The following is a 19,928-nucleotide window of genomic DNA, read 5'->3' as shown; positions in this document are numbered from 1 at the left end:
CGATGGTGTTACTCGGGCCAGCGCTGGGGGACCCGGCGCAGGTCCTCCAGCGAGTACCCCATTTCCCGCAGGCGCTGCAGGTGGGCCTGGTAGTCGGCTTCGGGGATGCTCGGCGTGCGGGCCATGATCCAGGCATGGTCGCGCTTGCTGCGCCCGATGATCGTCTGGGTGTAGCCGGCGTCGACGTAGGTGATCACGTACTCGGCGCGGATGGGCCACACGAACTGCATCGTCCACACGGCGTCGCCGGTACCGGGGACGACGCGGCCGATGGGGTGCATCGTCGATTCGTCCGCGTCGAAGCCGCCCTTGCGCTGCGTGTAGGTGGTGCGGATCCGCCCGTCGTCGTCGAGCTGGTAGCGCTCGACGGCGTTGTAGGCGTCGCGCTCGACGAAGGTGGGGATGTGCGCGATGACGTACCAGGTCCCCATGAAGCGCGGGAGCTCGACCGCCTCGACCGGTGCGATGGTCGGCGCCTGGTGGGCGCAGCCGGCGAGCATCGCCGCGCACAGCACGGCGAGGGTGCGCGGGCGCAGTGGCGTGGACAGCGCGCTCATCGCCCGGCCCCCGCGTCCGCGTCGTCGGGGCGGCTGAAGAGGAAATGGCCCACGCCCCACTCGCGGCCGCCGTCGTAGTCGAACATCTCCGCGCAGGCCATCCAGAACATGCGCCAGCGTTGCACCCAGAGCGCGGCCTGCGCCTGGCCATGCACGTGGGCCAGGACCGCCTCAACCGCATCCCGGTGGCGGTCCTGCCGCGCCAGCCACTGGTTCGCGGTGCGGGCGTAGTGCCGCCCGTCGAGCAGCCAGCGGCGCTCCAGCGACAGGTGGTCCTGGAACCAGGCCAGGGTATCGGCCGACGGCATCAGGCCGCCGGTGAAGAAATGCCGGCCCATCCAGTTGTCCTCGCCCTCGGTCTCGAACGGGTACATCAGCGTGCGGTGCAGGAACACGTGCACGAAGAGCTTGCCGCCCGGCCGCAGCCAGCCGGCGATGCGCTCCAGCAGCACGGCGTAGTTGCGCATGTGCTCGAACATCTCGATCGACACGCAGCGGTCGTAGGCCGCTGCATCGAGTTCCAGCACGTTGACGTCATCGGTGATGACGCGCACGTGGTCGAAGCCGTGCTGGTGGCACTGGGCGCGGATGTGTTCGCGTTGCGCGGCGGAGTTGGACACCGCGGTGATCCGCGCGTTGGGGTAGCGCTCGGCCATCCACAGCGTCAGCGATCCCCAGCCGCAGCCCAGCTCCAGGATGTCCTGGCCGTCCGCCAGGCCGGCCCGCTCGCCGTAGAGCGCGAGCATGGCGTCCTCGGCCTCGTCCAGGCTCTCGTCGCCCTCCGGGTAGTAGCAGGCCGAGTACTTCAGCCGCTTGCCCAGGCAGAGCCTGAAAAACTCCGGCGGCAGCTCGTAGTGCTGGGCATTGGCGGCATCGGCATGGATGGCCACCGGGCTGCCGCGGAGCATGGCCAGGCGGGCCTCGAAGCGGTGGGCCTCGCCGGTCCAGCCCCCGGCGTGTTCTTCGCGAAGGCGCTGCCGGCACAGGCGCCGGATGCCCAGCCGCAGCAGCGTGTCGGGGATCCAGCCGCGTTCGGCCAGGCCGATCAGGCCGGGCCCGGGGCGCTCGTGATGGAGGGTGGACTCAATCCGCGCGTTCATGGTGACCTCGCAGGGGCGTGGGGGAGGAGGAGGGCGTGGGGCGCGGGAACCAGGGGAACAGCATCGGCGTGCTTGCCTGGTAGCGGCGATAGTCCTCGCCGCGGCTGCGCAGGGCCTGCGCCTCGGTGAAGGGGATGCCGCTGATCCAGCGCAGGAAGACGTACATGACAACGGGGCCGGCCCAGGCCAGCCATGCGAGGGGCGCGCCGACCGCGAGGCACACATAGGCGAACCAGTGCAGCCACTCGAAGAAGTAGTTCGGATGACGCGAGTAGCGCCACAGGCCGGCCCGGCAGGCGTGGCCGCGATTGGCCGGGTCGGCGCGGAACCGCGCCAGTTGCCGGTCGGCGATCGCCTCGCCCGCCACGGCCAGCCCCCAGGTCGCGAGCGCTGCCGCGGTCCATGGCCCGAAGGCGCCGGCCGGATTGGCGGCCACGGCCAGGAAGGGCAGCGCGAACAGCACCACCAGGAGGGCCTGTGCCTGGAAGAACAGGAAGAACAGGCCCTGGCGGTCGTTCCAGTGACGGCGCAGGTAGGCGTAGCGGCCGTCCTCCTCTTCATGGCGGACGCGCCGCCAGAGGTGGAGCGCCAGCCGGAACCCCCACGCGCCGCCGAGCACGGCCAGCAGCACCCGCGGCAGTAGGGCCCCCGTCCCCAGCACGGCCAGCAGCAGCGCCGAGGCACCGACGCCGCCGGCCCACACCACGTCGACGATCCCGGCGTTGGCGTGGCGGCGCTGCCAGGTCCAGGCCGCGGCCATCGTCACCGCGGCCAGCGCCCACACCACCAGGAGATCGACGAAGGGACTCACGCCCTCGCCCCCGCGTCGATGCCGCGCCGGTCGGGGCGGCCCATCACCAGGTGGGCGACGCCGGTCGCGCGTTCGAGGAACCCGCCCTCGCAGTAGCCCAGGTAGAAGGTCCACATGCGGATGAAACGCTCGTCGAAGCCCTGCGCCCGGACCTCGGCCAGCCGGGCCAGGAAGCGTTGGCGCCACGCCCGCAGGGTCAGCGCGTAGGAAGGGCCGAAGTCCTCCATGCCCAGCAGCTGCAGGTCGGTGTTGCGCGTCTTGGCGTCGAGCATGGCGCTGACCGAGGGGATGAAGCTGCCGGGGAACACGAAGCGCTTGATGAAGTCCACCGAATCGCGGGCCTGCGCATAGCGGTGGTCCTCGATGGTGATGGCCTGGAGCACGGCGCGCCCGCCCGGGGACAGCAGGCGCCCGAGGGTGGCGAAGTAGGTGTCAAGGTAGTCGGCGCCGACGGCTTCGATCATCTCGATCGAGACCAGCTTGTCGTATTGGCCCTGCAGGTCGCGATAGTCGTCCAGCAGCAGCGTGACGCGCTCCTGCAACCCGGCCTCGGCGACGCGCTGGCTGGCCAGCGCATGCTGTTCGCGGGAGATGGTCGTGGTGGTGACGTGGCAGCCATGGTGGCGCGCCGCATGCAGGGCGAAGCCGCCCCATCCCGTGCCGATCTCCACGACGCGGTCGCCGGGTCGGAGCGCCAGGTGGGCGCAGATCGCTTCCAGCTTGCGCCGCGAGGCGGTTTCCAGCGGCTCGTCCGCGGATTCGAACAGGGCCGAGGAGTACATCAGGTCGGGGGACAGGAACAGGGCGAAGAATTCGTTGCCGAGGTCGTAGTGGGCGGTGATGTTGCGCCGGCTGCCATCGCGGGTGTTGCGCCGCAGGGCATGCCACGCGCGCAGCATCCAGCCGCCCAGCCGGGCCAGACCGCCCTCCATCCCGTCGAGCAGGTCGCGGTTGCGCACCAGCAGGCGCACCAGCGCCACCAGGTCGCTGCATTGCCAGTGGCCCTCGATGTAGGCCTCGCCGGCCCCCACGCTGCCGCGAGCGGCGACCGCCCGGTAGAACGCCGGATCCGCGATCCGGACCGTGGTTTCCAGCCCATCGGGCGCGACGCGACCGAAGTGCGCGCTGCCCAGGCCGTCGACGAGCGTGAGCCGGCCGTGGTCCAGCGTCGCGAACATCGCATGCAGGCGTTCGCGCAGGAAGCGGTCCATCGTCGAGTATCGGGCGGGATCGTCGATCCGGGTTACGGCTTCGGTCATCGGGTGTCTCCGGCGTGGCGCGGATGGTCGTGTACGGGGGTGCGCTTGAGCCACAGGCGCAACGCCTGCCAGTGGATCGCGCCGACGACCTGCGCGGTCATCAGCGGATAGCGCCAGAGCAGGCGGGCGAGCGCGCGGCCGTCGAGCGGGCGGCGCTTGAGTGAGAGGGTGGCGTCGAACTCGCGGTCTTCGCCGTCGCGCGCCTGCATGTGCACGCCGAGGATGTCGCCGGGCACGGTGAAGCGCCAGCGGTAGCGGCGGGACATCGCCATGAAGGGCGACACGTGGAAGCGCTTGTCGAAGTCCCATTCCAGGACGTTGCCGCGTCGCCGTGCGTCGCCGACATCCAGGACATAGGCATGCCGTTCCTGCCAGGGCGTGTTGGTGATCTCCGCCAGGATCGCGTCCAGCCCCACGCCGTCGGCGCGGTAGCAGTAGTAGAAGCTGACCGGATTGAAGACATGGCCGAAATAGCGCGGATGGGTCAACAGGCGGACCGGACCGGTCGGGGCGTGCCCGAGGGCCGTGCACACGCGGCTGCGCACGCTCTCGGCCAGCGGCATGCCGTCGTCGCCGCCGAGGTAGTCGCGGCGGCGGAACTCGGCGACGTTGCGCCGGTCCACCGACCACAGCCAGTGGCGGTCGAACACGCGGTCGATCTCGTCCAGGTCCAGCCACAACTGGCCCAGTCCGTGCGAGAAGGCATGCCGGCTCGGGCGGTGCCGACGGTGCTGGACCCGCCCTTCGTAGACCGCGCTGGCCAGTTCGCCGTTCATGCGGCCTCGCCCTGGTGTTCAGCCCTGCCGTCGGCCTGGCCGGGCGCGACGCCGAAGGCCGAGGCCACCTCGTGCGCGCTGCGCATGCCGTCCTCGTGGAATCCCCAGCCCCAATAGGCGCCGGCGAACCAGGTATGGCGCCGACCCTGGATCTCGCCACGCCGGGCCTGCGCCGCGACCGCGGCGTGGTCGTGCAGCGGATGGCGGTACTTCATTCGCCTGAGCACCTTGCTGTCGTCGATCGCGGCGTTCCGGTTGAGGGTGACCAGGAACGGCTGCCGCGACTCGATGCCCTGCAACAGGTTCATGTGGTAGGTGACCGTGCACGGCGCGCCTTCTCGGGCCGGCACGTGCGCGTTCCATGCCGCCCAGGCCCTGGGGTCGGCCGGCAGCAGTCGGGTGTCGCCATGGAGGACGGCATCGTTGGCCTGGTAGCGGATCGCGCCCAGGACCTCGCGTTCTTCGGCACTGGCGTCGCGCAACAGGCGCAGCGCGTCATCGCTGTGGCAGGCCAGCACGACCTGGTCGAAACGTTCGCGCCCCCCGGCATGGCGTAGCTCGACGCCGGCATGGTCGCGGCGCACCGACTCCACCGGGCAGGCGAGGCGTTCTTCGACGCGCCAGCGGGCCTGCATCGCGCGGATGTAGGTCGACGATCCGCCCTCCACCACGCGCCATTGCGGGCGGCCCGATACCTGCAACATCTGGTGGTTCTGCAGGAAGCGCACGAGGAAGCGCATCGGGAACTCGAGGATCTTCCTCGGCGGGGACGACCACAGCGCCGATGCCATCGGCACCAGGTGCTCGTCGCGGAAGGCGGTCCCGTAACGTCGCCGGGCCAGGTATTCGCCCAGCGTGGGATCATCGCCGGTAGCCTCCAGCAGCGTCGCGGCCTCGCGATTGAAGCGCAGGATGTCGGCGACCATGCGCAGGAAGCGCGGCGAGACCAGGTTGCGGCGCTGGCAGAACAGGCCGTCCAGCGTGCTGGCGTTGTACTCGACGCCGCTGGCCTCGCTGTGCACGGAAAAGCTCATCGTGGTCGGTCGCGACGCCACGTCCAGGGTGTCGAACAGGGCGTCGAGCAACGGATAGTGCATCCGGTTGAAGACGATGAACCCGGTATCGACCGCGTGGCGCTGGCCGTCGAGGTCGATCTCGTGGGTATGGGTGTGGCCGCCCAGGCGCGCCTGGGATTCGAACAGGACGACCTCGTGGCGCCGCGACAGCCACCACGCGCTGGCGAGGCCGGCGATGCCGGCACCGACGACGGCGATGCGCTGGCTCATCGTCGCGCCCTTTCCGCGACCCACGCCGGTACCGGCTTGAGGCCGCGCACCACGCCCAGCGCGGACAGGGCGCGCAGGCCGTACCAGGTCAGGTCGATTTCCCACCAGCGGAAACCCTGGCGCGCCGAGCCGGGGAAGAAATGGTGGTTGTTGTGCCAGCCCTCACCGAAGGTCAGCAGCGCCAGCCAGGCGTTGTTGCGGCTGTCGTCGCGGGTCTCGAAGCGGCGGGTGCCGTAGCGATGGGCGAGCGAATTGATGGTGACGGTGGCATGGAAGAGCACCACCGTCGACACGAAGAAGCCCCACACCAGCATCTGCGGCCCGTTGGTGCCCCACTGCGGCGCGATCCGCTCGAGCACGGCGCCCAAGCCGTATACGGCGGCCGCCAGAGCCACCGGCACGAGCAGGTCGAAGCGGTCGAGCCAGCGCAACTCCGGGTAGCGGGCAAGGTCGGGGATGCGCGCCCAGTCGGTATGGAAGCCACGCGGACTGAGGAACCAGCCGACGTGGCTGTGGACGAAACCGCGGATCCGCGGCGAATGCGGATCATGCTCGGTGTCGGCGTGCCGGTGGTGGTTGCGGTGATGCGCGGCCCACCACAGCGGGCCACGCTGCACGCAGGATGCGCCGACCACCGCGCCCAGGAACTGCACTGCACGCGACGCACGGAACGTGCGGTGGGAGAAATAGCGATGGTAGAACGCGGTCAGCGCGAACATGCGCACGGCGTACAGCGCGACTGCCACCAGGATCGCGACGGCGGAGACGCCGACCCAGGGCGCCGCCAGGCATGCCAGGTGCATGCCGATGAAGGGGGTCGCGCGAAGCCAGTCGATGCGATCGCCGCCTGCTTCGTAGCCCTGCGCGTCCGCGGTGTCGAACCAGCGCAGTATCGATCGCCATCGACGCGTTCGACCGGGGCTGGCTTCGCGCGGCTCGGCGCGGGTATCGGGCATGGGGCGCTCCTGTCTTCGTCCTACCGGGGATACGCAATCCCGCGTCAAGCGGATGCATGGACCCGGCGAAGAAGCCGAAGAAGCCGAAGAAGCTAGAGCGCGCGCAATCCGCCCTTGGCGATGATCGGCCCTGTCGGCGCGCCGGCCGGTGCGCCGCCGCTGGGCTCCAGGGAGATCGCCAGCAGGCTGCCCGGCGCGAGCCCGGCCCTCAGCGTCGCGGGTACGACGACGGTCTGCGCGCGGTCGGTGGCGAGCAGGCCCAGCGAGCGCGGCGCCTCGCCCTCGGCGATCAGCCACAGTTCCGGGACACGGCCACCGGCATCGACCGGGTGCGGTACCGGCACCAGGCGCAGTGTGCCGTTGGCGGCGTCCACGGCGGCCAGCCAGGCGGGGGACCCGTCTTCGCCGGCGAGGAGGGTGACCGGCAGCGGCGCGGCGCTGTCGCCGTGAGGCGCAGGCGGGGGCGTTTCGCCCGGCGTGGTGGCGACCGACGGGGCCGATGGCGGCGGAGCAGGCGCGTGGAACCGGCCCAGCGCGATCGCGGCGATCGCCGCGGCCGTCGCCAGGGCCGCGACGCCGCGCCAGACCCTGACGTCCTGCCAGATGCCGGCAGGCGTGGCGGCGACCGCCGGCCAGCCCAGGCGCGCGCGGATGCGTGGCCACAGGTGGGCGGGCACGTCGGCCGGCGCGATGCCCTCGAGCAGGCCGGCCAGCCGGGCTTCCCATTCCTCGACGAGTCGCGCGAAGGCCGGGTCGCGGACAATGCGGTCCTCGGTCTCGCGGCGCTCGGCGGCATCGAGCACGCCCAGGACATACTCGCCGGCGCGGATGTCCGCGCCCGGTGGCTCGCCGTCGATGTCGTGCCCGCGGATGTTCATCGTTCCAGGCACGCCCTGAGTTGCTGCAGGCTGCGCCGGATCCAGCTCTTGATGCTGCCCAGCGGCGAGCCCACGCGCTGGGACAGTTCCTCGTAGGTGGCCCCTTCGAAGAACGCGATCCGGACCAGGCGCTGGCGCCGCGGCTCGAGTTCATCGATGCAGGCGTCCAGGCGCCGGCCGTCCTGCGCACTTGCCGCCGAAGCCGCGGGCGTGGGGCCTTCGTCTGCCAGCGCCTCGGCCAGGTCGATCGGCGCCAGGCGCTGCGCCGCGGGGCGGGCGCGGAGGCGGTCGATCGAGCGGTTGCGCGCGACCGTCGCCATCCAGGTCATGGCGCCGGCCTTGCGTGGATCGAACTGCGCGGCCTTGTTCCAGACGGTCACGAACACGTCCTGCAGCACGTCCTCGGCCTCGGCGCGATCGGCCAGCAGGTGCAGGCACACGCCCATCAGTCGCGGCGAGGCGTCGCGGTACAAAGCGTCGAAGGCCAGGGCGTCGCCTTCCGCGACCCGCGCAAGCAGGGCGCGCAGTCGTTCGGCGTCGGGCTCGGGCCTTGCGCTGGGTGACGCCATGGATGCTCCGGAGGGGGCGGGTGGACCGGGGAAGGGCGGAAGGTACGGCGGCGCACCCTCATCGCAGGCAGCAACCGCCGGGCACGGCCCGGTGGTCGAGCTACGCCAGCGGCGACAATGCGCGCGATCGCCGCGGAATGCCAGCGCCCGCGTCACGCATTGGGATGGCCGCCTGGCCGCGCGGGCGCGGACACGCGCCCGTGAGGCTGGAGGGTGGAGGGCGGGGATGGACATGAAGGCCTGTCGGGATCGCCGCTGCGGGCGCTCTCCGACGGGTACGCGCCCCTGCGCGGCGCGGATGCAGGCCGCTCGCCCGCCGTAGCCGCGCGTCAGCCGCCGCCGAGGGCGTGCACGATCTCGACGCGGTCGCCGGCGGCCAGCGCATGCCCGTCATGCCGGCCACGCGGCACGATCTCGCCATTGACCTCGACCGCCACGCGCCGTTCGGCCAAACCTTCGTTCGCGAGCAGCATGGAGACGGTGGTGCCGGCGGGGATGTCGCGCGCCTCGCCATTGAGTCGGATGTCCATGCCGCCATTGTCCCGCGATGGACCGCGGCTGGGAAGCCGCTGCCCGGGATGGCCATGACGCACTGCGGCTTGAGTCGCCGCCCCGCGGCGTGCTTGGATGCGCCATCCGCTAGCGTATGTCCTGCCTGCGGACAATCATGCACCGCGTGCATGCACGCACGACATCCCAGGAAACCAGGAACTCCGATGAAAGCACCCGTTCGTACCGTGTTGGCCGCCGCCCTGGCGATCGCCGCCGCGCCCGTTGCCGCGCAGACCTATTCCCAGACCGTCTTTTTCGGTGACAGCCTGACCGACTCCGGCCACTTCCGGCCGGCGCTGGTCAACCAGGCCGGGCCGTCGGCGGCGATCCTCGGCAAGTTCACCACCAACCCCGGCCTGGTGTGGTCCGAATACCTGGCCGATTTCTACGGCGACGAGGCCTTCAGCGACAACCAGGGCGGCGACAACTACGCCGTGGGCGGCGCGCGCGTCGGCACCGATACGACCGGCGCGCTCGGTCCGATTCCCTCGTTGGCGACACAGGTCGGCAACTACCTGGCCAGTACCGGCGGCCGCGCCGATCCGAATGCCCTGTACACGGTCTGGGGCGGCGCCAACGACCTGTTCGCGGTGACCGGCGGGGCGCCGGCCGCGCCGACCATCGGCGCCGCGGTGACGTCGCAGATCGGCATCGTCGGCGCGCTGCAGGGCGCCGGCGCGCGCTACATCCTCGTGCCCACCGTGCCGGACCTCGGCCGCACCCCGGGCTTCATCGCCCAGGGACCGCTGGCCCAGGGGCAGGGCACCCAGTTGTCCACGGCCTACAACGACGCCCTGTTCGGCGGCCTCGCGGCGTCTGGCCTGCGCGTGATTCCCCTCGACACCTTCCACCTGCTGCAGGAAATCACCGACAACCCCGTGCCTTACGGTTTCACCAACGTCACCGGCACCGCCTGCCAGCCCCAGATCACCGCGCAGTCGCTGACCTGCAATCCGGGCACCTATGTCAGCCCGGACGCAGCGGACACCTATGCCTTCGCCGATGGCGTGCATCCGTCCTCGAAGGCCCACAACATCCTCGCCGACTATGCGATCTCGGTGCTCGAGGCGCCGCGCATGGTCGCGCTGATGCCGTACACGCAGGAGATCAGCGGCCTGGCGCGCACCGAGCGCGTCGCCGCGCAGGTCGAGGGGCGTCCCGACGCCGAGGGCATGCGCGCCTGGGCCGACGTGCGCGGGGACTACCAGAAGTTCGACGAGGACGCGGGCCTCATGGTCGACGCCGAGGGCATCGGCCCGGCGCTGACCGCCGGCCTCGACTGGCGCAGCGGCAACCTGGTCTACGGCGGCTTCCTCGGCTTCGGCAAGCAGACCATGGACTTCGGCCGCCGCTTCGGCGAGTTCAGCCACGAAGACACCAGCCTGGGCGCCTACCTGGGCTGGCGCGGCGAGCGCGCGTGGGTGACGGGCCAGGTCGGGTACAACTGGTCGAACTACGACCTCGACCGCAAGGTCCAGCTCGGCGCGGTCACGCGCAGCCATTCGGCCTCGGCGGATGGCACCAGCCTGGTCGTGGCGGTGGAGAGCGGCTATGCGTTCGAGCACGGCAACCTGCGCCATGGCCCGGTGGCATCGCTGGTGTCGCAAAGCATCGACATCGACGAACTGGCCGAGAACGATCCCACCCTGTCGACCTCGATGGCGTTCCCGGAGCAGAACCACGACTCGCTGGTCGGCAGCCTGGGCTGGCAGGTCGAGATCGAGGCCAGCGAGGCCTTCCGTCCCTATGCCCGGGTCAGCTGGGAGCATGAGTTCGAGGACGAGGAAGACGAGGCCTTCGCGCGCCTGCAGTCGCTGCCGAGCGCGGCACCCTTCGCCGTGCCCGGCCTTGAGATCGACGGCGACCACGGCTCGGTCCTGCTGGGCGCACGCGCCGGCCTCTTCGGCCTGGAGGCCGACTTCGGTATTTCGGGCGCGTTCGCGCGCGAAGGCACCGACAACCTCTCGGCCTTCCTGAGCCTGGGCAAGGCCTTCTGAGCGACCGGACGGTCGCGCCGCGTTGCCTGGAACGGGCCGCGCGGCGTAGACTCTGCGCCACGCGGGTGTAGCTCAATGGTAGAGCTGTTGCTTCCCAAGCAACTGACGAGGGTTCGATTCCCTTCACCCGCTCCAGATCCAGGCGGCGGCGCTGGTCCCACGGGACCGTGCCGCCGTTGTGCTTTCCGACGCCCGACCCGGCCGTCGCCAGGGTCCAGGAGGCCCGATGACCCATCCGCATGCCCCCAAGCCGGTGCGCCCGCCCCGGGTCGTGCTCGGCTGGCGCGAGTCGGTCGCCCTGCCGGACCTGGGGCTGGCCGCGGTGAAGGCCAAGGTCGACACCGGGGCGCGCAGCTCCGCCCTCCACGTCGACCAGCAGTGGCGCTTCGTCGAGGCCGGCGCGCCCTGGGTCGGTTTCCGGCTGTCGCCGGGCCTGGGCGGTGCGGCGCGCGACGTCGTCGCCCCGGTGCTCGACGAGCGCGAGGTGACCGATTCGGGCGGACGCAGGACGCTGCGGGTGTTCCTGCGCACGACCTTGCGACTGGCGGGGATCGAACGCGAGATTGAAATCAACCTGTCGGATCGACGCGGCATGCTGTTCCCGATGCTGCTGGGGCGCACGGCCCTGGCCCGTGCGTTCACGGTCGATCCGGCACGCTCCTACCTGCACGGTCGCCCGCCCCAGGGCGACGCGCCGGCTTCCCCCTCCGGATGATGTCCCGATGAAATTCGCGATCCTGTCGCGCAACGCCAAACTCTATTCCACCCGGCGACTGGCCGAGGCCGCGCGCGAGCAGGGGCACTCGGTGCGCGTGCTCGATCCGCTGCGCTGCTACATGCGCATCGCCTCCGACGGGTTCCAGATGCACTACAAGGGACGGGCGATGTCCGGCTACCACGTGGTGATCCCGCGCATCGGCGCGTCGGTGACCCGCTACGGCAGCGCGGTGCTCCGGCAGTTCGAACTGATGGACACCTTCACCCCCAACGCCTCCGACGCGATCCTGCGCGCGCGCGACAAGCTGCGCAGCCACCAGATGCTCGCCGCGCAGGGGATCGGCATGCCGGCCACGGTGTTCGGCGACAATCCCGACGACACCAACGACCTGTTGTCGATGCTTGGTCCGCCGCCGCACGTGATCAAGTTGAACGAGGGCACCCAGGGCGCCGGGGTGATGCTGACCGAGAAGCTGAGCGCCTCCCGTGGCGTGATCGAGGCGCTGCGCGGCCTGTATGCCCAGTTCCTGGTCCAGGAGTTCGTCGCCGAGGCCAAGGGCGCCGACCTGCGCTGCTTCGTGGTGGGCGGCCGCGTCGTCGCGGCGATGAAGCGTCAGGCCCCCAAGGGCGATTTCCGCTCCAACCTGCACCGCGGCGGCCGCGCCCGCGTGGTGAAGGCCACCGCCGCCGAGCAGGACGTCGCGATCCGTGCGGCCCGGGTCCTCGGCCTGGGCGTGGCCGGCGTCGACCTGATCCGGTCCGCGCGCGGACCGCTCGTGCTGGAGGTCAACGCATCGCCGGGCCTGGAGGGGATCGAGGATGCCACCGGCATCGACATCGCCGGCGAGATCATCCGCTACTCCGCCGAGCGCCATAAACGCCGCGCCGCCAAGCGCAACCACGCGCGGAAATCCTAGTAGACCGCAGGACGCCGGCTTTGCCGCATCGGGCGGGTTGCGCCTCCGAGGTGCCACGTGCGCGTCGACCGCGCTAGCTTCGTGGTCAAGGGGGCCGGCGTTGGGCCGTGCCGATCCATTCCGGGAAACAAAAGGAGTTCGCGATGAAGGCAGTCGTCCTGGGCTGTGCCCTGTTGTTGTGCCTGTCCACGCCTGTGCAGGCCTATCATGGCGAGGCCGCACTCGATGTGGCGCGTTCGGCCGGGTCCGATTTCGCCGCCCAGCGGGCAGCGATCGCGCGGGACCTCGCCGACGGCGAGACCTATGCCGAGCTGTCGGCCGCGGCGCGTGCCGAGGTCGTCGCCTCGCTTGACGCCATGCAAGCCCTGCTGGGGCAGTCGGGGAGCGTGGATGCGATGCCGCCGCAGCTTCGGGTTGAGCTGTTCAACGCCCAGGAAAAGGTCAACACGCTGCTGACCCAGGCCGCCGAGGACAGTCGCCGGGTCTGCACGCGCGAGCGACGCGTGGGCAGCAATTTCGTCGTCAGCTCCTGCCAGACCGTGGCCGAGCGTCGGCGACAGCAGGAGGCCGGTGCGGACGCATTGCGCCAGGGCAGCCTGACGCCTGCGAGTGTCCTGGGCGACTGAATGCCGACGCGCCTGGGTGTCGCAAGTCACTGAATTAAAAGCAATGTGAACAAGATTTCAGCGCGGTTCCAGTATTTAACAAGCCTTTAATCGGCACCCGCGTAGCCTTGGTCGGACCGCAGCTCAGCCCGTTCCAGTTCGGTCAGCCTCAGGTCAGTCGATGGACATAGCGGGTTACGGTATCGGGACAGTACGAACCAATCTTGGCCCAGGCACGGTGGTCCCGTCCCTGGGCCTTTTATTGGCACGTGCCGGGACGGGGTGAAGGCGCCTGCACGGCGCCGTCCCGTCGCTCTGGCAGAATCGGGGCATGCGGTCGCATGGGGACATGCTGCCTGTTCAGGAACCGTGGCTCCGGTCGGCGGTCAAACATACACCGGGTCGTCGGTCCCACCGGGCCTGCACCCTCCGAAGGAAGGCGTGATGCGCATACTCGTAATCGAAGACAACCAGGACATCGCCGCCAACCTGGGCGACTTCCTCGAAGATCGCGGCCACACGGTCGATTTCGCCGCCGACGGCATCACCGGCCTGCACCTGGCGGTGGTCCACGACTTCGATGCGATCGTGCTGGACCTCAACCTGCCCGGCATGGACGGCCTGGAGGTCTGCCGCAAGCTGCGCAACGAGGCGCGCAAGCAGACCCCGGTGCTGATGCTCACCGCGCGCGACAGCCTCGACAACAAGCTGGCCGGTTTCGATTCCGGGGCCGACGACTACCTGATCAAGCCGTTCGCCCTGCAGGAAGTCGAGGTGCGCCTGAACGCGCTCTCGCGCCGCGGCCGTGGCGTGCAGACCCGGGTGCTCAACGTGGGCGACCTGGAGTACAACCTCGACACGCTTGAAGTGCGGCGCCAGGGCAAGCTGCTGCAACTCAACCCGACCGCGCTGAAGATCCTCCAGGCCTTGATGGAAGCTTCGCCCGCGGTGGTCACCCGGCAGGAACTGGAGACCCGCGTCTGGGGCGAGGAACTGCCCGATTCGGACAGCCTGCGGGTGCACATCCACGGCCTGCGGGCGGTGGCGGACAAGCCCTTCGAGGTGCCCCTGATCCAGACCCGCCACGGAATCGGCTACCGCATCGCCGCGCCCGATGAGCGCGACTGACGCATCCCCGCGCCCACGCCGGCGCCGGCGCTTCCGGCGACAACTTCGCAGCCGCATCATCCTCGCCTTCGTGCTGCTGGGCTTCGGCCTGACGGCCCTGTTCGCGTGGGCGACCAACTACACGCGCAACCGCGTGGAGAACCAGTTGGTCGAGGACGTGATGAACCGCAACATCGACGCCTACGCGGAGAGCTACTACACCGCGCCCGGGCAATCGCCGAGCATCCCGTTCCAGCAGATGTACGGCAAGGTCGTGCGCCGCGAGAACTTCGATGCGCTGCGCCAGGAAGAGCCGGACTGGTACGAGTTCGGCGACGGCATCCATAGCATGTCGGGGACCAACCCCGATGGCTCGCCGTTCGCCTACAAGCTGGCGGTGCGCAAGACGCCCAACGAGTGGTTCTTCCTCGCCTACGACATGACCCAGTCGGTGCGCGGCGAGACCCAGTTCAACCGCGCGATCTATGTCTCGGTCTTCGTCTTCAGCCTGCTGTCGCTGCTGGTCGGCTGGTGGTCCGCGTCGCGCGTCATGAGCCCGGTCTCGGAACTGGCCACGCGCTTGAAGGAGTCCGGCGACAGCAGCCAGCTCGAACCGCTGGCCAGCCATTTCCCGGACGACGAGGTCGGCCAGCTCGCCGAGGCCCTCGACGACTATTCCGCGCGCCTGACCGAGGTCGTCGAGCGCGACCGCGAGTTCAATGCCGACGTCAGCCACGAGCTGCGCACGCCGCTGGCCGTCATCAAGGGCGCGGTGGAGCTGCTGCTGTCCCATCCCGACATCGACGAGAAGACCCGCAGCCGGCTGTTGCGCATCCAGCGCGCCGAGGCGCAGTGCACCGACCTGATCAGCGCGTTGCTGCTGCTTTCGCGCAACGAGCGCGGCCACGGCGCCACCAACGTCGGCCGGCTCGCCGACAGCCTGTTGGAATCGCATCGCGCGCAGATCGCCGGCAAGCCGCTGGAGCTGCGGATCGAGGGACACAGCGAACTGGTCGTCGACGCCCCTGAAGCGGCCGTCTCGGTGGCGCTGGGCAACCTGATCGGCAACGCGGTCAAGTACACCAAGAGCGGCGAGGTCATCGTCCGCCTCCTGCCCGATTCGGTCGAAGTGATCGATTCCGGCCCGGGGCTGAGCGCCGAGGATGCCGCCAAGCTGTTCGAGCGCGGGTATCGCGGCACCCATGCCGGCCATTCGCAGGGCGGGGGCATCGGCCTGTCGATCGTGCGTCGCCTGTGCGATCTCTACGGCTGGAACGTGCGCGTCACCCCGGGCGAGATCCGGGGCGTGGTGGCGACCATGTCCTTTGGTCCCCAGGCAACGAGCGCGCTCGTCGACTGAGGCGCGCCGCCGGTGTCGAGGCGGCGCGGTGGCGATGCACGGGGCGGTCAGCCCTGCAGGGGTTCCAGCCAGCCGTGGGTGTCCTGGGTGCGGCCGTCGAACAGGCCGAAGAACAGGTCCTGGATGCGCCGGGTCACCGGCCCCGGGCGACCGGCGCCGACCTGGCGGCCATCGACCGAGCGGATCGGGGTGATCTCCGCCGCCGTGCCGCACATGAACAGTTCGTCGCACAGGTACAGGTATTCGCGCGGCAGGTCGCGCTCCACGACCTCGATGCCGTTCTCGCGGGCGAGGGTGATGATGGTGTTGCGGGTGATGCCGTTGAGCAGCGCGGCACTCACCGGCGTGGTGTGCAGGGCGCCGTCGAAGACCAGGAACAGGTTCTCGCCCGCGCCTTCGCTGAGCAGGCCGGTGGACGCCAGCGCGATGCCTTCGCCGAAGCCCAGGCGGCGCGCCTCGCGGGCGATCAGCTGGCCCGAGAGATAGTTGCCGCCTGCCTTGGCGCCGGCCGGGATGGTGTTCGGCGCGAAACGCTGCCAGCTCGACACGCAGGCGTCGATGCCCGTCTCGAGCGCGGCTTCGCCCAGGTACGGGCCCATGAACCAGGTGGCCACCGACATCTCGATCGGGGTGTCGGCCGACAGCCCGAAACCGCCCAGGCCGCGCCACGCGAACGGGCGCAGGTAGGCGCGGGTCAGGCCATTGCGGGCGATGACCTCGTGGCAGGCGGCGTTGAGGGTGTCCAGGTCGTAGGGCAGCGCCATGTCGTAGATGCGCGCCGAGGCATAGAGGCGGCGATTGTGGTCGGTCAGGCGGAAGATCGCCGGCCCGTCCGGCGTTTCGTAGCAGCGAATGCCCTCGAACACCGACGAGCCGTAATGCAGGCCGTGTGCCATGACGTGCGTGGTGGCGTCCTGCCAGCGCTTGATGCTGCCGTTGTGCCAGATCCAGTCGGGGTACTGCTGCATCGCCGGGGTCCCTTCAAGTGGAGTAAAGGCGACCATTTTGCCCTGTCTCGCGGCGCGGCGCCCGCACCCGGGGACCTTAGTTGCGGATCCACCAGCAACCGAAATGCCGGGTCAGGCCGAAGACGGTGCTGGTCGGCGTCATGCCGTCGGTCAGCGTCTGGACCACCTTGATGCCGACTGGCCTGGCCGGTGCCACCGGCACGATGGGCGCGGGCGGCAAGGTGGCGGGCGGCGGCACCGCCGGGCGGCCGTATGGCGCGCCGGCGGCGTCGTGGCGCACCGTCTGGACCGGTTGGGCGTCCGGCTCCGGCTCAGGCGAGTCGGCGTAGCGCCGGGCAAGCGTCTCCACGTAGGAGTCGTCCTCGCTGGCCGGGTCCGCCTGTCGTGCGGGGATCGCGCCCTCCGCGCGGGCGGCGACCGGTGCTCGGGGCAGCGGCTGCAGGCTGGGGGGCGGGTCGGGCGGGTCGGGCATCATCGCGACGATGTCCACCAGCGGCCGGCTGACCATGCGGTCCAGGCGCTCGATGGTCGCGTAGGCGCTGCCCGAGGACATGCCGGCCCAGTGGTAGACGCTGGCCAGGCGGTTGGCGTCGCCGGCATCGAAGGCCATCGACATCTCGAACATCAGGTCCTGGACCGAGCCCATGCAGCGCATCCTGCTGGCGTGGCGGGCAGCGTGCGTGCCCGCGTCTGGCAGGCTGGCGGTCGCGCCCAGCGAGGCGCAGGCGCGGTCGGTGAAGATCGAAGTGCCGTCGGGGGCGTTGCAGCGATGCACCTGGGCATCGGCGGGCCGTGGCCAGGCCGAGACCAGCAGGAGACCGACCAGCAGCGTAGCCGTGGCGGGCCTGTGCATGGGGGGCGCGGGCGTGGGGCGGGAAGGGGGCACGCGTGCAGGTTACCGCCGCCCGCGGGGGGCGGACAGTGAAGGCGGTGCCCGCCGTTCAGGGGCCCGCCAGCCGGGCTCAGGCCAGGCGTTCGATCACGCTCAGCGAGGGCTTGGCCAGGTTCAGGGTGTAGAAGTGCAGGGCCGGCGCTCCGCCGGTGATCAGTCGCTGGCACAGTTCGGCGACTACGTCGGCACCGAACGCCCGTACGCTGGCGGCATCGTCGCCATAGGCCAGCATGCGCTGCGCGATCCAGCGCGGGATCTCGGCGCCGCACATGTCGGAGAAGCGTCGGATCTGGCTGAAGTTCGAGATCGGCATGATGCCCGGCACGATGGGGATGTCGATGCCGTGGGCCCGGGCGTCGTCGACGAAGCGGAAGTAGGCGTCGGCGTTGTAGAAATACTGGGTGATGGCGCCGTTCGCGCCCGCCTCCACCTTGCGCTTGAAGTGGGCCAGGTCGGCATGCGCGTCGCGCGCCTGCGGGTGCATCTCGGGGTAGGCGGCGACCTCGATGTGGAAGTGATCGCCGGTTTCGTCGCGGATGAACTCCACCAGCTCATTGGCGTAGCGCAGGTCGCCGGGGCTCACCATGCCCGAGGGCAGGTCGCCGCGCAGCGTGACCAGGCGCTTGGCGCCCATGGCCTTGTAGAGCTTGAGCATGCCGCGGATTTCCTGGCGCGAGCCGCCCATGCAGGTGATGTGCGGTGCGGCGCTGTACCCGTGCCGCGCCGCCAGGTGCTGGATGGCCTCGGGCGTGTGGCTGAGCGTCGACCCGCCGGCGCCGAAGGTGACGCTCACGTACTCCGGGCCGGCCGCCTTGAGCTTCGCCGCCGTGCGATCGAGCTGGGTCCGCTGCTCATCGGTCTTGGGCGGGTAGAACTCGAAGCTGATGGGCGTACGGTGGGGTGTGCTCATCGGGCAGGCGCTCGGGCGTGGGATCGGGTTAGTGTATCGCTTCATCGCGATGAATGTAAACGAATTGTTCAAGAGGCAAGGGGCTACCCTGTGCGGCCGCCCCTTCAGCGCCCGGTCCGCCGATGTCCATTCGTCTCACGCCCTTCGCACGCACCCGGCTGTTTCCCCGCGAGCCGCGCCCCAACACCATCCGCGACTGCAGTCCGGAGCAGTTCGAGCAATACCTCAATGCAACGCAACCGTTGCGTGTGCTCGAGGGATACGCGCCCTTCTGCAAGCTGCACGTGCATCGCAACTGGACGACCACGCGCTGCCTGACGGTGCCGGTCACGGAGGCCAACCGCCACTTGCTGCGCTCGGGCTACGAGTCCCGCTCGCGCCAGGAACTCCCGGTCCTCGTGCGCTGGTTCGAAGGCGTGGAGCCTCCCGTCGCGGACTACCTCGTGGTGATCGTCTACAGCGCCGCGCAGCTCCAGAAGGAAGGCAACCCGATCGACCGCGAGTGGGGCGTGGTGGGTTGCCTGTACACCGCCACCCCGGACGAGATCCCGATGGCGCCGATCACCATGATGCGCAACGCACTGGGCGTGGAGGAAGGCGGTTCAGGCGTGCCGATCGATCGCGATGCCTACCGCCGCAGCGTCGCGTTCTGGGACGCCAACGCGAACTGGCGGTGACCGGGCGGGGCAGCGCGCCGGACGCTCGTGTGTTGCCATCGGGGCATGCGCGCGCGGGCGGCCGCCACGCACCGCGTCGATACCCCGGCCCGTGGATCGTCGACCCGCTGAAGCGATGCGATCGCGAACAGGAGCCGGACATGAAGAACCCACGGGCCACCACCGGAATGCCGACCCTCACGGCCTTCGAATCATCGCCGGACCGCGGCCAGGGGCTGGCGCGCGACATGCGCGTGCGCTGGGCGCTGGAGGAGGTCGGCCAGGCCTATGGGGTCCGCCTGCTGTCGTTCCAGGACATGAAGGCGCCCACGCACCTGGCGCGGCACCCGTTCGGCCAGATCCCGACCTACGAGGACGGCGATGTCGTCCTTTTCGAGACCGGCGCTATCGTGCTCCATATCGCCGAGCGGCACCCCGGCCTGATGCCCGTCGCGGGCGCCGACCGCTCGCGCGCGATCGCGTGGCTGTTCGCAGCGCTCAACACGATCGAGCCACCGATACTGGAACTGGTCACCGCGCGACTGCTGGAAGCCGACCGGCCATGGAGCGCGGAGCGCCTGCCGCTCGTGCAGGAGCGGATCCACGACCGGCTGCGCCCGCTCGCCGACCGGCTCGGCGATGCCGCCTGGCTCGATGGCGATTTCAGCGTCGGCGACCTGATGATGGCGTCGGTGCTGCTCAGGCTCAGGGCATCGGGCCTGCTCGATGCTCACCCGAACCTGTCGCGTTACGTCGCCCGTGCCGAGGCCCGACCGGCCTACCGGCGCGCGTTCGATGCCCAGCTGGCCGTTTTCAGGGCCGCCTCCGTCCGCTGAAGCACGGTGCCTCACGCCACCGCGGGAACACGCGGCGGGCATCGCACCGGGGGCGGGCAAGGCCAATGGCTTTCGCCCGCTGCGCACGATGGGTTCTGCTTCGCGCAACCCCTCCCGCGGTGACAGGCCACCACTTTTCGTCATTCCAGCGCGCTGCGCCGGGCCGCGGAGAACGCCCGAGCTTGGCCAAAGGCTGGATTCCAGCGTTCGCTGGAATGA

Annotated in this window: 21 protein-coding genes and 1 tRNA gene; 9 read left to right on the top strand and 13 right to left on the bottom strand. The window is 70.2% G+C overall.

Annotation, left to right across the window (positions count from 1 at the left end; all coding sequences use genetic code 11):
• Positions 1-8: 8 nt before the first annotated feature.
• The 10 genes from H4F98_RS06105 to thiS form a co-directional block, all read right to left on the bottom strand.
• Positions 9-500 carry a lipocalin family protein gene (locus H4F98_RS06105; RefSeq protein WP_220479116.1) on the bottom strand — a complete coding sequence of 164 codons (492 nt, stop codon included), beginning with the start codon at positions 498-500 and terminating at the stop codon, positions 9-11.
• Positions 501-553: 53 nt separating this feature from the next.
• Positions 554-1,657, bottom strand: a complete 1,104-nt coding sequence (locus tag H4F98_RS06100) for an SAM-dependent methyltransferase (RefSeq protein WP_182685892.1) — start codon at positions 1,655-1,657, stop codon at positions 554-556.
• Positions 1,641-2,417, bottom strand: a complete 777-nt coding sequence (locus tag H4F98_RS06095; protein WP_182686030.1) for a DUF1295 domain-containing protein — start codon at positions 2,415-2,417, stop codon at positions 1,641-1,643. Before H4F98_RS06095 ends, H4F98_RS06100 begins: the two co-directional genes overlap by 17 nt.
• A 47-nt stretch (positions 2,418-2,464) precedes the next feature.
• Positions 2,465-3,727 (bottom strand): SAM-dependent methyltransferase, encoded by a 1,263-nt coding sequence (locus H4F98_RS06090; protein ID WP_182685890.1) that lies wholly within the window; start codon positions 3,725-3,727, stop codon positions 2,465-2,467.
• Positions 3,724-4,503: a DUF1365 domain-containing protein gene (locus H4F98_RS06085; protein ID WP_182685888.1), complete on the bottom strand. Its 780-nt coding sequence runs from the start codon at positions 4,501-4,503 to the stop codon at positions 3,724-3,726. Before H4F98_RS06085 ends, H4F98_RS06090 begins: the two co-directional genes overlap by 4 nt.
• Positions 4,500-5,789: an NAD(P)/FAD-dependent oxidoreductase gene (locus H4F98_RS06080; RefSeq protein WP_182685886.1), complete on the bottom strand. Its 1,290-nt coding sequence runs from the start codon at positions 5,787-5,789 to the stop codon at positions 4,500-4,502. The genes H4F98_RS06085 and H4F98_RS06080 overlap by 4 nt, the downstream gene beginning before the upstream one ends.
• Positions 5,786-6,745 (bottom strand): acyl-CoA desaturase, encoded by a 960-nt coding sequence (locus H4F98_RS06075; RefSeq protein WP_182685884.1) that lies wholly within the window; start codon positions 6,743-6,745, stop codon positions 5,786-5,788. Before H4F98_RS06075 ends, H4F98_RS06080 begins: the two co-directional genes overlap by 4 nt.
• A 92-nt stretch (positions 6,746-6,837) precedes the next feature.
• Entirely contained in the window at positions 6,838-7,623 is a 786-nt protein-coding gene (locus tag H4F98_RS06070; RefSeq protein WP_182686028.1) for an anti-sigma factor, read from the bottom strand.
• The gene (locus H4F98_RS06065; RefSeq protein WP_182685882.1) at positions 7,620-8,192 is read right to left on the bottom strand and encodes a sigma-70 family RNA polymerase sigma factor; all 573 of its coding nucleotides are present in this window, start codon (positions 8,190-8,192) and stop codon (positions 7,620-7,622) included. The genes H4F98_RS06070 and H4F98_RS06065 overlap by 4 nt, the downstream gene beginning before the upstream one ends.
• A 329-nt stretch (positions 8,193-8,521) precedes the next feature.
• A complete protein-coding gene (thiS, locus tag H4F98_RS06060) occupies positions 8,522-8,722 on the bottom strand; it encodes a sulfur carrier protein ThiS (protein ID WP_182685880.1) in 201 nt (66 codons plus the stop codon).
• Between the two features lie 186 nt (positions 8,723-8,908).
• Here thiS and H4F98_RS06055 point away from each other — a divergent pair, with 186 nt between their 5' ends.
• The 7 genes from H4F98_RS06055 (at position 8,909) to H4F98_RS06025 (ending at position 15,447) form a co-directional block, all read left to right on the top strand.
• Complete coding sequence (locus H4F98_RS06055) at positions 8,909-10,741, top strand: autotransporter domain-containing protein (protein ID WP_182685878.1); 1,833 nt, start codon at positions 8,909-8,911, stop codon at positions 10,739-10,741.
• A gap of 61 nt (positions 10,742-10,802) precedes the next feature.
• Positions 10,803-10,876 (top strand) — tRNA-Gly (locus H4F98_RS06050).
• 91 nt (positions 10,877-10,967) lie between these two features.
• Entirely contained in the window at positions 10,968-11,456 is a 489-nt protein-coding gene (locus tag H4F98_RS06045; RefSeq protein WP_141518232.1) for an ATP-dependent zinc protease family protein, read from the top strand.
• Positions 11,457-11,463: 7 nt separating this feature from the next.
• On the top strand, positions 11,464-12,375 hold the full coding sequence (gene rimK, locus H4F98_RS06040; RefSeq protein ID WP_182685876.1) for a 30S ribosomal protein S6--L-glutamate ligase: 912 nt from the start codon (positions 11,464-11,466) through the stop codon (positions 12,373-12,375).
• A 143-nt stretch (positions 12,376-12,518) separates the two neighbouring features.
• A complete protein-coding gene (locus H4F98_RS06035; RefSeq protein ID WP_182685874.1) occupies positions 12,519-13,001 on the top strand; it encodes a hypothetical protein in 483 nt (160 codons plus the stop codon).
• Between the two features lie 423 nt (positions 13,002-13,424).
• The gene (locus H4F98_RS06030) at positions 13,425-14,108 is read left to right on the top strand and encodes a response regulator transcription factor (protein ID WP_141518235.1); all 684 of its coding nucleotides are present in this window, start codon (positions 13,425-13,427) and stop codon (positions 14,106-14,108) included.
• Positions 14,095-15,447 carry a sensor histidine kinase gene (locus H4F98_RS06025; protein WP_182685872.1) on the top strand — a complete coding sequence of 451 codons (1,353 nt, stop codon included), beginning with the start codon at positions 14,095-14,097 and terminating at the stop codon, positions 15,445-15,447. Before H4F98_RS06030 ends, H4F98_RS06025 begins: the two co-directional genes overlap by 14 nt.
• Before the next feature lie 47 nt (positions 15,448-15,494).
• Here the strand turns inward: H4F98_RS06025 and H4F98_RS06020 are convergent, their stop codons facing one another.
• From H4F98_RS06020 to metF, 3 genes are all read right to left on the bottom strand, one after another.
• Entirely contained in the window at positions 15,495-16,415 is a 921-nt protein-coding gene (locus H4F98_RS06020) for a branched-chain amino acid transaminase (protein ID WP_182685870.1), read from the bottom strand.
• A 76-nt stretch (positions 16,416-16,491) separates the two neighbouring features.
• Entirely contained in the window at positions 16,492-17,268 is a 777-nt protein-coding gene (locus tag H4F98_RS06015) for a hypothetical protein (RefSeq protein ID WP_182685867.1), read from the bottom strand.
• 109 nt (positions 17,269-17,377) lie between these two features.
• Positions 17,378-18,217, bottom strand: coding sequence for a methylenetetrahydrofolate reductase [NAD(P)H] (metF, locus tag H4F98_RS06010; protein WP_182685866.1), 840 nt, complete (start codon positions 18,215-18,217; stop codon positions 17,378-17,380).
• Positions 18,218-18,339: 122 nt separating this feature from the next.
• On the opposite strand from metF, the gene H4F98_RS06005 reads away from it, so the two are divergent.
• Positions 18,340-18,894: a DUF3228 family protein gene (locus H4F98_RS06005; RefSeq protein ID WP_182685864.1), complete on the top strand. Its 555-nt coding sequence runs from the start codon at positions 18,340-18,342 to the stop codon at positions 18,892-18,894.
• 140 nt (positions 18,895-19,034) lie between these two features.
• Positions 19,035-19,709: a glutathione S-transferase family protein gene (locus H4F98_RS06000; protein WP_246372927.1), complete on the top strand. Its 675-nt coding sequence runs from the start codon at positions 19,035-19,037 to the stop codon at positions 19,707-19,709.
• Positions 19,710-19,928: the final 219 nt, after the last annotated feature.

Source organism: Marilutibacter spongiae (genome assembly GCF_014145325.1).
GTDB lineage: Bacteria > Pseudomonadota > Gammaproteobacteria > Xanthomonadales > Xanthomonadaceae > Marilutibacter > Marilutibacter spongiae.
Note: the sequence above shows the minus strand (reverse complement) of the source record. Positions and strands in the feature narration are given on the sequence as shown.